General features: G+C 62.9%; 17 protein-coding genes. 10 read left to right on the top strand and 7 right to left on the bottom strand.

Annotated features, from left to right (window positions below; translation table 11 throughout):
* Nucleotide 1: 1 nt before the first annotated feature.
* Nucleotides 2–394 carry a hypothetical protein gene (locus HU825_RS00675; protein WP_054094992.1) on the bottom strand — a complete coding sequence of 131 codons (393 nt, stop codon included), beginning with the start codon at nucleotides 392–394 and terminating at the stop codon, nucleotides 2–4.
* 257 nt (nucleotides 395–651) lie between these two features.
* Between HU825_RS00675 and HU825_RS00670 the strand changes: the two genes are divergently transcribed.
* A complete protein-coding gene (locus tag HU825_RS00670; protein WP_043297777.1) occupies nucleotides 652–1083 on the top strand; it encodes a TlpA family protein disulfide reductase in 432 nt (143 codons plus the stop codon).
* Nucleotides 1084–1094: 11 nt separating this feature from the next.
* Here the strand turns inward: HU825_RS00670 and HU825_RS00665 are convergent, their stop codons facing one another.
* The 4 genes from HU825_RS00665 to HU825_RS00650 all read right to left on the bottom strand — a co-directional run bounded on the left by HU825_RS00665 (nucleotide 1095) and on the right by HU825_RS00650 (nucleotide 5761).
* On the bottom strand, nucleotides 1095–1667 hold the full coding sequence (locus HU825_RS00665; protein WP_043297571.1) for a lytic transglycosylase domain-containing protein: 573 nt from the start codon (nucleotides 1665–1667) through the stop codon (nucleotides 1095–1097).
* Nucleotides 1668–1671: 4 nt separating this feature from the next.
* Nucleotides 1672–2622: a hypothetical protein gene (locus HU825_RS00660; RefSeq protein WP_043297573.1), complete on the bottom strand. Its 951-nt coding sequence runs from the start codon at nucleotides 2620–2622 to the stop codon at nucleotides 1672–1674.
* 9 nt (nucleotides 2623–2631) lie between these two features.
* Entirely contained in the window at nucleotides 2632–4347 is a 1716-nt protein-coding gene (locus tag HU825_RS00655; RefSeq protein WP_043297574.1) for a proline--tRNA ligase, read from the bottom strand.
* Nucleotides 4348–4513: 166 nt separating this feature from the next.
* Entirely contained in the window at nucleotides 4514–5761 is a 1248-nt protein-coding gene (locus HU825_RS00650; protein ID WP_234303430.1) for an OprD family porin, read from the bottom strand.
* A gap of 407 nt (nucleotides 5762–6168) precedes the next feature.
* Here HU825_RS00650 and HU825_RS00645 point away from each other — a divergent pair, with 407 nt between their 5' ends.
* Nucleotides 6169–6591 (top strand): HIT family protein, encoded by a 423-nt coding sequence (locus HU825_RS00645; RefSeq protein ID WP_054094991.1) that lies wholly within the window; start codon nucleotides 6169–6171, stop codon nucleotides 6589–6591.
* A 3-nt stretch (nucleotides 6592–6594) separates the two neighbouring features.
* The gene (locus HU825_RS00640; RefSeq protein ID WP_008567663.1) at nucleotides 6595–6801 is read left to right on the top strand and encodes a SlyX family protein; all 207 of its coding nucleotides are present in this window, start codon (nucleotides 6595–6597) and stop codon (nucleotides 6799–6801) included.
* Between the two features lie 50 nt (nucleotides 6802–6851).
* Here the strand turns inward: HU825_RS00640 and HU825_RS18745 are convergent, their stop codons facing one another.
* The gene (locus HU825_RS18745; RefSeq protein WP_043297579.1) at nucleotides 6852–7463 is read right to left on the bottom strand and encodes a cold-shock protein; all 612 of its coding nucleotides are present in this window, start codon (nucleotides 7461–7463) and stop codon (nucleotides 6852–6854) included.
* 245 nt (nucleotides 7464–7708) lie between these two features.
* Nucleotides 7709–8179, bottom strand: a complete 471-nt coding sequence (locus tag HU825_RS00630; RefSeq protein WP_008567659.1) for a Dps family protein — start codon at nucleotides 8177–8179, stop codon at nucleotides 7709–7711.
* Between the two features lie 301 nt (nucleotides 8180–8480).
* On the opposite strand from HU825_RS00630, the gene aspS reads away from it, so the two are divergent.
* The 7 genes from aspS (at nucleotide 8481) to tolQ (ending at nucleotide 14748) form a co-directional block, all read left to right on the top strand.
* On the top strand, nucleotides 8481–10256 hold the full coding sequence (aspS, locus tag HU825_RS00625) for an aspartate--tRNA ligase (protein WP_054094988.1): 1776 nt from the start codon (nucleotides 8481–8483) through the stop codon (nucleotides 10254–10256).
* A gap of 129 nt (nucleotides 10257–10385) precedes the next feature.
* A complete protein-coding gene (locus HU825_RS00620) occupies nucleotides 10386–11135 on the top strand; it encodes a YebC/PmpR family DNA-binding transcriptional regulator (RefSeq protein ID WP_043297581.1) in 750 nt (249 codons plus the stop codon).
* 164 nt (nucleotides 11136–11299) lie between these two features.
* Entirely contained in the window at nucleotides 11300–11824 is a 525-nt protein-coding gene (gene ruvC, locus HU825_RS00615; RefSeq protein WP_003290080.1) for a crossover junction endodeoxyribonuclease RuvC, read from the top strand.
* Between the two features lie 71 nt (nucleotides 11825–11895).
* Nucleotides 11896–12501: a Holliday junction branch migration protein RuvA gene (gene ruvA / locus HU825_RS00610; protein WP_054094987.1), complete on the top strand. Its 606-nt coding sequence runs from the start codon at nucleotides 11896–11898 to the stop codon at nucleotides 12499–12501.
* Nucleotides 12502–12505: 4 nt separating this feature from the next.
* Nucleotides 12506–13558, top strand: a complete 1053-nt coding sequence (gene ruvB, locus HU825_RS00605) for a Holliday junction branch migration DNA helicase RuvB (RefSeq protein WP_043297584.1) — start codon at nucleotides 12506–12508, stop codon at nucleotides 13556–13558.
* A 51-nt stretch (nucleotides 13559–13609) separates the two neighbouring features.
* Nucleotides 13610–14053: a tol-pal system-associated acyl-CoA thioesterase gene (ybgC, locus tag HU825_RS00600; protein WP_054094986.1), complete on the top strand. Its 444-nt coding sequence runs from the start codon at nucleotides 13610–13612 to the stop codon at nucleotides 14051–14053.
* A gap of 2 nt (nucleotides 14054–14055) precedes the next feature.
* Nucleotides 14056–14748: a protein TolQ gene (gene tolQ, locus HU825_RS00595; RefSeq protein ID WP_008567652.1), complete on the top strand. Its 693-nt coding sequence runs from the start codon at nucleotides 14056–14058 to the stop codon at nucleotides 14746–14748.
* The last annotated feature ends 4 nt before the right edge of the window (nucleotides 14749–14752 follow it).

The raw sequence follows: 14752 nt of genomic DNA, 5'->3' as shown, positions 1-14752 counted from the left end.
CCTACGCCTGTATCAGCTGTGCGGGCGCTTCGATCCGTTCGGCGGCCTGCACGAAGAGTTCCTCGACCTTCATCTGCTCGATCTCCACGCCGGCGCGCAAGTACACCTGCAGATCTTCGATCCGGCTTCTGACGATCAGGCGCGCGACGCCAGACAGCAAGATCCTGCCGTTGCTATCGGTACGCCCGTGATCCACGGCGGCTTCGCGTCGCTGTTGGCCGTCGCGGTATTTCATCACCAGGGAAACGCTCAATCCGGCCTGCCCGTGCAGCTGCAGCCAGCTGGCGATGTTGAACTCGGCGACGCGGCCCTCATAGGCCGTGAGTGCGAGGGGCGCCTGGTCGACGATGTGAGAAGGCACAGGGCTAATCAGTTTGTCATGGAGCTGGGACATGGCTTCGCTGCAGGCAGGGAGGATGGTAGGTGCGAAATTATAGGCAGCACCTTGGCGGCAAAACTGTGCACGTTGCCGACGCCAGGCGTGACTAGGCTCCCAGTTCGGCGAAGACGCCGGTTCGCTGGCAGCAGTCGGCGGAGCCGACATAAAGGTGGCGCGCATGGTTGCCTTGCGGCGGTTGCATGGGTCAGGCTAGCGGCATCGAATATTCTGGCGGGGTACCGGACGTGGGCAAGTTCAGAGGCCTGTTGTTGATGCTGCTGGGCGGCCTGCTGGTCAGCGGCTGCGAGCAGGACTGGGGTGTGGATCAGCACGGGCAACTGGTGGCCGCCGAGCAATTGCAGGGGCGCTGGCTGCTGATCAATTACTGGGCGGAGTGGTGCGGCCCGTGTCGTACCGAAATTCCCGAGCTGAATCGTCTGGCCGAATCCCGCACGGACCTGCATGTGCTTGGCGTCAACTTCGACGAGCTGCGGGGAGAGGAGCTGGCGCAGGCGGCCGAGGCGCTGGGAATCCGTTTTCGCGTGCTCAGCGAGGATCCAGCCGAGCGGCTGCGACTGTCGCGCAGCGCGGTACTGCCGGTGACCTATCTGGTCGACGACACGGGCAAGGTGCGCGAGCAACTGGTTGGCGAGCAGACTGCTGACAAGCTGTTGGCCCGGCTCGAGCAACTGCGTGACGAGTAGAGCGCCGGCGCTCAGGGGCGCACGTACCAGAAGTCCTGCCAGAAACCGATCACTTTCGCCGGGTAGCGCTGCTGGCCGAGGCTGCCGTTGTAGCGGGCGAGCGCACGGCTGATGTCGCCCTTCTCCTTGCGCAGGTAGTAGCTAAGGATCGTGCAGCCGTAGCGCAGGTTGGTGGCGTTGTCGGTGAGGTTGTCCTGCGGGCGCCCGAGTTCGGCTTTCCAGAACGGCATCACCTGCATCATGCCCTGAGCGCCGACGCTGGAAATCGCGAAGCGGTCGAAGCGGCTCTCGGCGTGGATCAGCGCCATGACCAGATCGGGACGCAGCCCGGCCTTGGTCGCCTCGCGGTGTACCAGGCGCAGCAGGGTAAGGCGTTCCTCGGTGTCGGCGATGTAGCGCTTGAGGCGGGTGGACATGTCGAGCAGCCAGACCTCGGCCTCGAAACGGTCCTGAAAGCTGTCCGCCTCGGCGACCGTGCGCTGCATCAGCTCGCGCAGTTCGGGCTCCGGAGCCTGGCGGATGCTGGCCTGGAGCGGGCATGCCAGGAGCAGCAGCGCCGACAGCAGCCAGCAGCGCCATGGCATGGTGTCAGTTGTCCACCGACGAGGCGGTGCGCCCGGCGTCCTGCATCAGGCGCTGGAGAAACTCCTGCTGCAGTTCGGGATCATGCCGCGTCAGCTCGATCAGGCTCTGCTCCAGCTCGCTGGCTTCTTCCTCCAGCCCCAGCTCGGACAGGCGTTTGACGCGGTGAACCCACTGCGCCACGTCGTCACCTTCGAGATCGTCGAAGATCAGGTCGTGGGCTTCCAGCAGCTTGCCGCGCAAGTTGTGGCTGACCAGCAATACGGCGTCGGCGCGCGTGCCGTCCTGCTCATCCTCGACGCTCAGCAGCAGCTTGCCGATGGGGCCGATGTCCTGCTCGGCAAACGGTCCGTCGAGCAGGTTGAGGTGCAACACGCCGTTGCGGTCGGTGTTCAGCTCGTGGAGCTGTTCGCCTGCGCTGACCCGCACCGGACGTTCGGCCCAGGGCAGGCTGGTGTATTCCAGGCGGGTATCACGGCGCTGTTCGTCGAGACTGGCGAGGTTCTGCTGCGAGCGCCCGTTGGACTCGACGTTGAGGAAGGGGTTGAGGCCGGCGAAACCGTAGCTGATCCAGCCGCGGGTGGCGCTCTCCGGCACGTTGCCCAACAGTACGACGTTGACCACGTTGGCGCCGATGCCGGCGACCACGGCGACCGCCCCGAGTGGTATCTCGTACAGCTCGCGCCAGGCTTGGTAGGGCGTGTAGCGATCGTAACGGCGGGTGACCTCGAAATCGGTAACCTCGAAGGTCCGCTGTTCCTGGATGCGGACGCGCCGTTGCGGCAACTCCAGCACCGGCGGCTCGCCGACCTCGATGCGCAGGCTGTGGTCGAGCGGTTTACGCTCGGTCCTGGCCTCGTGCTCGCTGCGCTGCGGCAGATGGTTGGCGCAGCCGCCAAGCAGTAGCGCCGCGCAGAGCGCGGCGCCGGTTGAAACTACAACACGTCGGTTGAGCATGGTTTCCGATCAGCGTGCGACACGCGAATTGATGAAAGACAGGATGTCAGCGGCAGCGACCGCCTGCGGTTCGGCATCGCGACGGTGCTTGTACTCCAGGGTGCCGTCGGCCAGGCCGCGATCGCCGATGACGATGCGATGCGGAATGCCGATCAGCTCCATGTCGGCGAATTTGACGCCCGGACTGGTCTTCTTGTCACGGTCGTCAAGCAGCACTTCGTAACCGGCGGCAGTCAGGTCGGCGTAGAGCTTGTCGGTCGCCTCGCGCACGGCCTCGTTCTCATACTTCATCGGCACGAGAGCGATCTGGAACGGCGCCAGGGCGTCCGGCCAGAGAATGCCGCGCTCGTCGTAGTTCTGCTCGATGGCCGCGGCGACGACGCGGGACACGCCGATGCCGTAGCAGCCCATGATCAGCGTGGCCGGCTTGCCGTTCTCGCCCATGACCTGGCAGTTCATGGCCTCGCTGTACTTGGTGCCCAGCTGGAAGATGTGACCGACCTCGATGCCGCGCTTGATCACCAGGCTGCCCTGGCCGTCCGGGCTCGGGTCGCCGGCAACCACATTGCGCAGATCAGCGACCTCAGGCAGCGGCAGATCGCGCTCCCAGTTCAGACCGAAGTAGTGCTTGTCGTCGACGTTAGCGCCGGCGCCGAAGTCGCTCATCAGCGCGACCGATCGGTCGATGACGCATGGAATCGGCAGGTTCAGCGGGCCCAGCGAGCCGGGGCCTGCACCAATGGCTGCGCGGATCTCGGCTTCCGAGGCGAACACCAGCGGGCTCGCGACCTGCGCCAGATTCGCGGCCTTGATCTCGTTGAGTTCGTGATCGCCACGCACGATCAGGGCGATCAGCTGGCCTTTCTCGAGACCATGTACGACCAGCGTCTTGACGGTCTTCTCGATGGCCAGACCGAACCGCTCGACCAGCTCGGCGATGGTCTTGGCATTCGGCGTGTCGACCAGCCGCAGCTCCTCGGTAGGTGCGGCGCGCTCGCTCTCGCGCGGGATGGCCTCGGCCTTCTCGATGTTAGCGGCGTAGTCGGAGGTGTCGCTGAAGGCGATATCGTCTTCGCCGGATTCGGCCAGCACGTGGAACTCGTGCGAGCCCGTGCCGCCGATGGAGCCGGTATCGGCCTGCACCGGGCGGAAGTTCAGGCCCAGACGGGTGAAGATGTTGCAGTATGCCTGGTGCATACGGTCGTACGTTTCCTGCAGCGATTCCTGGCTCAGGTGGAAGGAGTAGGCGTCCTTCATCAGGAATTCGCGGCCACGCATCAGGCCGAAGCGTGGGCGGATCTCGTCGCGGAACTTGGTCTGGATCTGGAAGAAGTTGATCGGCAGCTGCTTGTAGCTGTTCAGCTCGTTGCGCGCCAGGTCGGTGATGACTTCTTCGTGGGTCGGGCCGACGCAGAACTCGCGCCCATGACGGTCCTTCAGGCGCAGCAGCTCGGGGCCGTACTGCTCCCAGCGCCCGGATTCCTGCCACAGCTCGGCTGGCTGGATCGCCGGCATCAGCACTTCCAGCGCCCCGGCCTTGTTCATCTCGTCACGCACGATGGCCTCGGCCTTGCGCAGCGCGCGCAGCCCCATCGGCATCCAGGTGTAGAGCCCCGAAGCCAGCTTGCGGATCATCCCGGCGCGCAGCATCAGCTGGTGACTGATCACCACGGCATCGGACGGGGTTTCTTTGAGGGTCGAGAGCAGGAACTGACTGGTGCGCATGTGGCCGTTATGTCCTTGCAGAGGCTGGAATTTGGCCCGGCATTGTACGGCCGCGGCAAAGAAGCGTACAGAAGCCGGCCCGCGTGAGTGGACGCGTGGGGCTGCCGTATAAAAAAGGAGAGCCCGGCCAATTGGCCGGGCTCCGGGGTGCTGCGATGAATGCCGGTTACAGGATGCTGATCGGATAGATGGCGTACAGGCGCCATTCGTTCACGTCGTTCCAGGCCGGGTTGTTGGTGCGCAGGATGGAGTTGCGTGCGCGCAGGGTCAGGTCCTTGGCCGCGCCATCCTGGAAGGTGTAGGAAACCTGGTTGAAGATTTCACGCTCGGTCGCCTCGCCATCGTTGCCAGCTTCGTAGAAACCTGAATCGATGTTGTCGCCTCGCAGGTAGGCAGTCTTCCATTGCAGGCCAGGCACACCGTAGCCGCTGAAATCCAGCTCGTAGCTGGCTTGCCAGGAGCGCTCGTCCTTGAAGTTGAAGTCGGAGAGGTAGGAGTTGGCTACCCAAATGGAGCCGCCACCGTCGCCGTTATCGTACAGATAGCCGGTATCGCCGGAGACACGCTGGTGCGCAACGATGAACGCATGGGCCCCGACTGCATACTTGGCTGACAAACTCCAGATGGTGTTGTCGTCAACCGCCGCTCCGTCCTTACCTACGAAGCTCTGGTCGATATCGTCAGTTCTGTAGTAGTTGAAGTCGAAGGTCAGCGATTGGTCGTCTGCCAGCGGCATCACGTAATTAACGTTGGCGTACTTCTTGTCGTAAGTGTCTTCGACATCGGAGAAGTACAGCGAGGCGCTGAGATTATCGGTGAAGGCATAAGTACCGCCGAAGACGTCGAGCCTCTTCAGGCCGAAGTCGTCACGTGCGGGGGAGCCCATCGGGCTGTCAGCGGTGAAGTGACCGGCGTTCAGTTCAAGCCCTTCGATTTCGCTGCTGGTAATCATGGTGCCGGTGAAGGCTTCAGGCAGCAGACGGGAGTCATCGGAGGCGATGACCGGAAGATTGACGAACTGATTACCGTACTTGAGCGTGGTATTGGAAAGGCGGAATTTCACCGCGGCGCCCGCTTCGGAGAGATCGTCTTCCCAATTCTTAGGCTCTCCGGGGAACATGTCGCCCTGGCCGCCGTCGAGCTTGACACCCAGCAGCCCGTAGGCATCGATGCCTACGCCGATAGTGCCTTGGGTAAAGCCGGACTCGAACGTGGTGATGAAGCCCTGCGCCCAGGTGTTGCGGTCGTCTGCCCCATCTTTGTGGTCACGGTTCCAATACGTGTTGCGCAGCAACAGATCCAGCTTGGCATCCTCGACGAAGCCTTTGGCTTCCGACTGCTGGCTGGCCAGCGCCATCTGGGATGTGCCCGCCGCAACGGCAAGGGCAATTACGCTCCACTTCATCACTTTCATCGTGATTTGCTCCATTGGTTCAAAACGGTGCTTGCTCTCGTGTCGACGCACGCAGAGATCGCTTCTTGTTATCCGAATCTGGCTCGATTTCGGCGTATTACGCTTCTTCGTATCAAGCCATTCGCAGAATGTACTGTTTAGCTGCGTCGATAGGCTAGAGCAAGTTTGCCAAGCCTGCTTTCGGCTTACGTGCAGGACTTAACCAATCACGGTCTAGCAAGAAACGTACTCAAGTCGTGTCGGCCTGAAGCTGCGCGAATGCCCATCTGGGCAGGCGGTAGCATGTGCTGCATGGTGGGGCATGCGCGCTTGACTCTGCTCCGACAGGGCGCAGACCTGCGCGCAAGGGTATTCTTGGCGTCAGCGTGGGTTCGACCGCGCCTGACTTGTCATACAGGAGCGCCGTTATGTTCATTCTCGATTCGCGTCTGGAGCAGGACACATTGCCGATTGGCGACTTTCCGTTGTGTCGGCTACTGCTGATGAATGATGCACAGTACCCGTGGTTCATACTGGTGCCGCGGCGTGAGGCGGTCAGCGAGCTGTTTCAGCTGGACGCGGCGGACCAGCAGAAGTTGTGGCATGAAACCACCGCGCTTGCAGAAATCGTCAAGGACAGTTTCGGCGCGGACAAGATGAATGTCGCGACGTTGGGCAACGTCGTAAGCCAGCTGCATATGCACGTCATTGCCCGCTCCCGCGATGATGCGGCGTGGCCGGCGCCGGTGTGGGGGCGGCATCAGCCCAAGCCCTATACGCAGGATCAGGCGGCGGCGATCAGGGCCCGCCTCAAGACTGTGTTGACCGATCAGTTTCGCTTCGGAGAGTGAGTTATGAACGTGGAATCGCGAATCGCCGATCTGGAGGCGCGACTGGCATTTCAGGACGATACGATCCAGACGCTGAACGATGTGCTGGTCGAGCAGCGGCGTCTGGTTGATCGAATGCAGCTGCAGTTGCAGGCATTGGCCAGGCGGCTGGAAGAAATGCAGAGCAGCATCGGGGGCGAGGAAGACGAGGCGCCGCCACCGCATTACTGACGGGTGGAGCGCAAGAGGCCGGCAGGCCTGCAGACCTGCCGGCGTCGCAATTACAGCGTGACCACGTCCTCGGCCTGCAGGCCCTTGTCACGCATCATGATGGTGAATTCGACGCGCTGGCCTTCAGTCAGCACGCGATGGCCTTCGCCGCGAATCGCGCGGAAATGCACGAACACGTCGTCGCCGCTATCGCGGGAAATGAAGCCGAAACCTTTGGACGTGTTGAACCACTTCACCGTACCGGTTTCCCGGCCGGCGCCGCTGACGCTGGCGGCGGGTGCGCGCTGCTGCCGCGGGCGTTCGCGCTGCGGCTGGCGCTGGGTGCGAGTGGTCGCCAGGTGCAGGAGTACGGCGACGAATACCAGCAGCAGGCTGGCGAGCGTGGCCGGTTGGCCGGCGATCTGCTCCAGCGGCAGCAGCAGGATGAGAGCCTGGGCTGCGGCGGCCAGCACCAGCAGCACTGATACGCCGAGCAGAACGGGACGGGTGCGCGGATCGGTGTTCGCGGTAATCGACGGAATGAACTGGATATTCAGCAGGCCGATCATCAGCAGGCAGAGTGCGGCTGGTTGCAGGAGAAGCGGCAGATCGCCGCGCAGGCTAGGGACGAATGACAGCAGTAAGGCGAGGACGCCGGTTAATACATGGACGATCTTGAGCATTCTTATGACTCGTAGTGGATACACGACAGGAAAAGGCGGCGGCAGGCGAGTGCCTGGGGAATGAGCTAGCAGACGTGCAGATGCCTGACTGGCGAAGAGACTCGGCGCCGCAGCGCGGCCGTATTTAACAGCAAAGGCCGGTGGCGCTCAAATGAGCCTTGGCCGGGCGCACACTGACGGTGCGCCCGGGGGAGGGAGCCTGCAGCCGAGGCGGGTGGCATGGCGACCGCCTCGGCGAGGATGACTCAAGCTGCCAGCAGGCTGCGCAGCATCCAGGCGGTCTTTTCGTGGATCTGCATGCGCTGGGTCAACAGGTCGGCAGTCGGCTCGTCGCTGACCTTATCCAGCAGCGGGAAGATGCCACGTGCGGTGCGCACGACCGCTTCCTGGCCTTCGACCAGCAGCTTGATCATCTGCTCGGCAGACGGCACGCCTTCGTCTTCCTTGATCGACGACAGGCGCGCATAGGCAGCGTAGGTTCCCGGCGCCGGGAAGCCGAGAGCGCGGATACGCTCGGCGATCTCATCCACGGCGAGCGCCAGTTCGGTGTACTGAGTCTCGAACATGGTATGCAGCGTGTTGAACATCGGCCCGGTGACGTTCCAGTGGAAGTTGTGGGTCTTCAAGTACAGCGTATAGGTGTCGGCGAGCAGACGAGACAGCCCTTCTGCGATGGCGGCACGGTCCTGTTCGGCGATGCCGATATCGATTTCCATGGTCGTTCTCCTTGGTGGGTGATCCGGTTGCAGTTATGCCAGAAAAACCGCGTCGTTTGTTGCTGATGTGGCGCCGCGGCAGGCCACCTGGCTTTGGAAGGGGCTCTTCGCCGTGGGTTCCCTGCGAGCGAATGCCCGGGCTCGGTTGCCGGGCAACGGCTGCGTCGTGACGATTATGCGGATATAATCCCGCGCTTGTGCCCGGCGGCTCGATAGCCAGGAGGCGGCGCCCGGCAATGGTGCGCCGGCACCGCGGCTCCAGCGACCTAACGAATCAAAGATACGAGAAGCGAACACCACCATGATGCGCAGCCACTATTGCGGCCAACTCAATGAAAGCCTGGATGGCCAGGAAATCACTCTCTGCGGCTGGGTACATCGCCGTCGCGACCATGGCGGGGTGATTTTCCTCGACATTCGTGATCGTGAAGGTCTGGCCCAGGTGGTATTCGATCCGGATCGCGCGGAAACCTTCGCCGTCGCCGACCGCGTGCGCAGCGAGTTCGTCGTATGCATTCGCGGCAAGGTGCGTCTGCGTCCGGCCGGTGCGGTTAACCCGAACATCGCCTCCGGCGCCATCGAGGTGCTGGGCTACGAGCTGGACGTGCTGAACGAGGCGGAAACCCCGCCGTTCCCGCTCAACGAATATAGCGACGTGGGTGAGGAAACTCGTCTGCGCTACCGTTTCATCGATCTGCGTCGCCCGGAGATGGCCGAGAAGCTCAAGCTGCGCTCTCGCATCACCGCCAGCATCCGTCGCTATCTCGATGAGAACGGCTTCCTCGACGTCGAGACGCCGATCCTCGGCCGCCCGACCCCCGAGGGCGCGCGCGACTACCTCGTGCCGAGCCGCACCCATGCGGGCAACTTCTTCGCTCTGCCGCAATCGCCGCAGCTGTTCAAGCAGCTGCTGATGGTGGCGGGATTCGATCGCTACTACCAGATCGCCAAGTGCTTCCGCGACGAAGACCTGCGCGCCGACCGCCAGCCGGAATTCACCCAGATCGACATCGAGACCAGCTTCCTCGAGGAGGCGGACATCATCGCCATCACCGAGGGCATGATCCGCAAGCTGTTCAAGGAAGTGCTGGGCCTGGAATTTGGCGAGTTCCCGCACATGCCGTTCGAGGAGGCCATGCGCCGCTATGGCTCGGACAAGCCCGACCTGCGCATCCCGCTGGAACTGGTGGACGTCGCCGATCAGCTCAACGCGGTCGAGTTCAAGGTCTTCTCCGGCCCGGCCAACGATCCGAAGGGCCGCGTCGCCGCGCTGCGCGTGCCGGGTGCGGCGAGCATGCCGCGCAGCCAGATCGACGACTACACCAAGTTCGTCGGCATCTATGGCGCCAAGGGCCTGGCCTACATCAAGGTCAACGAGCGTGCCAAGGGTGTCGAAGGTCTGCAGTCGCCGATCGTCAAGTTCATCCCGGAAGACAACCTCAACGTCATCCTCGATCGCGTCGGTGCGCAGGATGGCGACATTGTCTTCTTCGGCGCCGATAAGGCGAAAATCGTCTCCGAAGCGCTGGGCGCACTGCGCATCAAGCTCGGCCATGATCTCAAGCTGCTGACCTGCGAATGGGCGCCGCTGTGGGTGGTGGATTTCCCGATGTTCGAGGAGAACGACGACGGCTCGCTGAGCGCGCTGCACCACCCGTTCACTGCGCCGAAGTGCACGCCGCAGGAACTCGAGGCGAACCCCAGCGCTGCGCTGTCGCGCGCCTACGACATGGTGCTCAACGGTACCGAACTGGGCGGCGGTTCCATCCGTATCCATCGCAAGGAAATGCAGCAGGCGGTGTTCCGCATTCTCGGTATCGACGAGGCCGAGCAGGAAGAGAAGTTCGGCTTCCTGCTCGATGCACTGAAGTTCGGTGCACCGCCGCACGGCGGTCTGGCCTTCGGCCTGGACCGGCTGGTCATGCTGATGACCGGCGCGCAGTCGATCCGCGAAGTGATCGCCTTCCCGAAAACCCAGAGCGCTGCGGACGTGATGACCCAGGCGCCGGGTGCGGTGGACAACAAGGCGCTGCGCGACCTGCATATTCGCCTGCGCGAGCAGCCCAAGGCGGAATAAGCACCATCGGAAGCCTGGTTTTGCCAGGCTTCTTCGTCTTGGCAGTAGCGGTTTGCCAGGCGATTCGGCGAAGCCCGCTCGTGTCTGGGCTTTAGAACTTCTGATTCAGTTGAAGAAATGGAGTGAGTTATGGCTGGTCATTCCAAATGGGCCAACATCAAGCACCGCAAGGAGCGTCAGGACGCCAAGCGGGGCAAGATCTTCACCAAGCTGATCCGCGAACTGACCGTGGCGGCCAAGCACGGCGGTGGCGTACCCGCGGACAATCCGCGCCTGCGCCTGGCGGTGGACAAGGCGCTGACCGCCAACATGTCGCGCGACGTCATCGATCGCGCCATCGCCCGTGGTGCTGGTTCCAACGAAGCCGACAACATGACCGAGCTGACCTATGAGGGCTACGCACCGAGCGGCGTGGCTATCATCATCGAGGCCATGACCGATAACCGGAACCGTACTGCGGCCGAGGTGCGTCACGCTTTCAGCAAGAATGGCGGCAACCTCGGCACCGATGGTTCCGTGGCCTACATGTTCGATCGCAAAGGGCAGATCAGCTACGCGCCGGGTGTCGACGAGGACGCGCTGATGGAGGCAGCGCTGGAGGCGGGCGCCGATGACGTGGTCAGCCAGGAGGACGGCTCGGTAGAGATCTACACCAGCTTCGCCGACTTCCTCTCGGTCAACGAGGCGCTAACCCAAGCCGGCTTCAAGGGCGATGAGGCTGAAGTCGCGATGATCCCCTCGATCACCGCTCCGATCACCGATGTCGAGACTGCGCAGAAGGTGCTGCGCCTGATCGATGCGCTGGAGGATCTGGACGACGTACAGAACGTCTACCACAACGCCGAGATCGCCGACGAGATCATGGAGCAGCTCGGCTGACGACGTCTGGGAGACGCAGGCCGGAAGACGTCCAGCGGCGCTTCCGGCTTTTTTATGTGCGCCGGTCTGACGAAATCGTGGGCATGAATGGGCTCTGCGGTGGCGCGTCGGGAGGCGCAGCCGTATACTCGCGCACTGGATAAATAGACAGCGCGACCACGGGCATGACGCTGATTTTGGGAATCGACCCCGGCTCGCGAATTACCGGCTATGGGGTGGTGCGTGACACCGGGCGCGGCTGCGAGTACGTCGCTTCAGGCTGCATTCGCACCGGCAGCGGCGAGCTGGCCGAGCGGCTGCGGGCTGTATTCAGCGGCGTCAGCGAGGTGATCCGAACCTACGGGCCGGTGACGATGGGCATCGAGCAGGTGTTCATGGCGCGCAACGCCGATTCGGCGCTCAAGCTCGGCCAGGCTCGCGGCGCGGCCATCGTCGCCGGCGCCGAGGCCGGCCTGCAAATCGCCGAGTACACGGCGACCCAGGTCAAGCAGGCAATCGCCGGAACCGGTGGGGCGGACAAGCAGCAGGTCCAGATGATGGTCATGCACCTGCTCAAGCTGCTGGAAAAGCCGCAGATCGATGCGTCCGATGCGTTGGCCATCGCGCTGTGCCATGCGCATCATCGGCAGAGCCTGATTCCGCACGGTTTGAGTGGCGCCAAGCGCCGGGGCGGACGTCTGCGCTTGTAGCCACGGTCGGAGCGGTAGGACAGTTTTGGCAGTCGCCGAGCGAGATCGGCGACGTTGGAGGAAGCGGAATCGTGATCGGACGTTTGCGTGGCACCCTGGCGGAAAAGCAGCCGCCTCATCTGCTTCTCGATGCGAACGGCGTCGGCTATGAGGTCGAGGTGCCGATGACCACGCTCTATCGCCTGCCCGGCGTTGGCGAAAGCGTCACGCTGCACACCCATTTGGTGGTGCGCGAAGACGCCCAGCTGCTCTACGGTTTCTTCGAGAAACGTGAGCGCGAGCTGTTCCGCGAACTGATTCGTCTCAATGGCGTAGGGCCGAAGCTGGCGCTGGCGCTAATGTCCGGGCTGGAGGTGGACGAGCTGGTGCGTTGCGTGCAGGCGCAGGACACGTCGACCCTGGTGAGAATCCCCGGAGTCGGCAAGAAGACTGCCGAGCGCCTGCTGGTTGAACTCAAGGATCGCTTCAAGGCTTGGGAAACCATGCCCTCGATCGCCACGCTGGTGGTTGAACCTCGCGGCGCCGGGGCAGTCACAAGCGCCGAGAACGATGCGGTCAGCGCCCTCATTTCGTTGGGGTTCAAGCCGCAGGAAGCCAGTCGGGCAGTCGGCGCCATACAGGAAGACGGTTTGAGCAGTGAAGAATTGATTCGCCGTGCCCTCAAGGGCATGGTGTAGCGCCATGATCGAAGCCGACCGCCTGATCACCGCCAGCAGTCGTGACCGCGACGAGCAGCTGGACCGCGCCATCCGCCCGTTACGGCTTGCCGAATACATCGGCCAGCCAGTGGTGCGCGAGCAGATGGACCTGTTCATCCGCGCCGCCAAGGGCCGCGGCGAAGCGCTGGACCACACCCTGATTTTCGGCCCGCCAGGCCTCGGCAAGACCACCCTGGCGAACATCATTGCTGAAGAGATGGGTGTCTCGATCAAGAGTACGTCCGGCCCGGTCCTCGAGCGTCCGGGCGATCTCGCCGCGTTGCTGACCAATCTGGAAGCGGGCGATGTGCTGTTCGTCGACGAGATCCATCGTCTCTCCCCGATCGTCGAGGAAGTGCTGTATCCGGCAATGGAGGATTTTCAGCTCGACATCATGATCGGCGAGGGACCGGCTGCGCGCTCGATCAAGCTCGATCTGCCGCCCTTCACCCTGGTCGGTGCAACCACTCGCGCCGGCATGCTGACCAATCCGCTGCGCGACCGTTTCGGTATCGTGCAGCGCCTGGAGTTCTACTCGACCGAGGACCTGGCGACCATTGTCAGTCGCTCGGCAGGCATCCTCGGGCTGCCGACCGAGGCGGCGGGAGCTTTCGAGATCGCCCGTCGCGCGCGCGGCACTCCGCGCATCGCCAACCGCCTGCTGCGCCGTGTCCGCGATTTCGCGGAAGTGCGCGGGCGTGGCGAGATCACCCGCGAGATTGCCGACCTGGCGTTGAATATGCTGGATGTCGACGAGCGTGGCTTCGATCACCAGGATCGTCGCCTACTACTGGCGCTGATCGAGAAGTTCGACGGCGGGCCGGTTGGCGTCGACAGCCTGGCTGCGGCCATCAGTGAAGAGCGCCATACCATCGAGGATGTGCTCGAGCCCTACCTGATCCAGCAGGGTTACATCATGCGTACGCCTCGTGGGCGCGTGGTCACGCGACACGCTTATCTGCACTTCGGTCTGAATCTGCCGCGGCGTCTGGCCGAATCGCCCACGCCGGACCTGTTCAGCGGCGACACGGATTGATGAAAATATTGTTCACCCACCCAATTGGCATTTTCCAGGCCGGGCACTAGTATGCGCGCGCGAATCAACGCTGAGCCGTTCGTCCATCGCTGTCGGGTCTATTACGAGGACACCGACGCGGGCGGCATCGTCTATTACGTCAACTATCTCAAGTTCATGGAACGGGCTCGTACCGAACGCCTGCGCGATCTGGGTTTCGACCAGTCGCAGCTCGTCGGGGAGGACCTGCTATTCGTTGTGCATTCGTGCGAGGCGCGTTATCACGCCCCGGCGCGACTGGACGACGAGCTGCTGGTGAGTGCCGAGGTGGTTGAAATGAAGCGTGCCAGCCTGCGTTTCAATCAGCAGGTCAAGTGTGCCGCGGATGGGCGATTACTGTGTGAAGGTCAGGTCCTGGTGGCCTGCGTGCGTGCCGAAAGTCTGAAACCCCGAGTCATTCCCGAAGCGCTGCGCGAAGCCTTCGCCGGCTCGGGTCTATCCCCTGCAGGAGAGTAAGCGTGGAAGCCAACGTCGATCATATGTCCATGTGGAGCCTGATCAGCAACGCCAGCTTCGTGGTGCAGCTGGTCATGCTGATCCTTGTGGGGGCCTCGGTCACCTCATGGATCATGATTTTCCAGCGTGGCAATCTGCTGCGTGCCGCCAAGCGTTCATTGGATGCCTTCGAAGAGCGCTTCTGGTCGGGCATCGATCTGTCCAAGCTGTACCGCCAGGCCGGTAGCAATCCCGATCCGGACTCGGGCGTTGAGCAGATTTTTCGCGCCGGTTTCAAGGAGTTTTCCCGGCTGCGCCAGCAGCAGGGCGTTGATCCCGATGCGGTGATGGACGGCGTCAATCGTGCGATGCGCGTGGCCATTTCCCGCGAGGAAGAAAAGCTCGAGCAGAGCCTGCCGTTTCTCGCCACCGTCGGTTCGACCAGTCCCTACATCGGCCTGTTCGGTACCGTGTGGGGCATCATGAATTCTTTTCGTGGCCTGGCCCAAGTGCAGCAGGCCACCCTGGCGACCGTGGCCCCGGGTATCGCCGAGGCGCTGATCGCCACCGCTATCGGCTTGTTCGCCGCAATTCCGGCGGTTATCGCATATAACCGTTTCTCCGCTCGCGGCGAGATGCTGATCGGGCGCTACTACACCTTTGCCGACGAGTTCCAGGCGATCCTGCATCGCAAAGTTCACACCACCGAAGATTGAGGCC

Origin of the sequence: Pseudomonas phenolilytica (assembly GCF_021432765.1) — a bacterium.
In the GTDB taxonomy this organism is placed as follows: Bacteria; Pseudomonadota; Gammaproteobacteria; order Pseudomonadales; family Pseudomonadaceae; genus Stutzerimonas; species Stutzerimonas phenolilytica.
The sequence above is the reverse complement of the archived record's forward strand: the minus strand, read 5'-3'. Positions and strand labels throughout refer to the sequence as shown.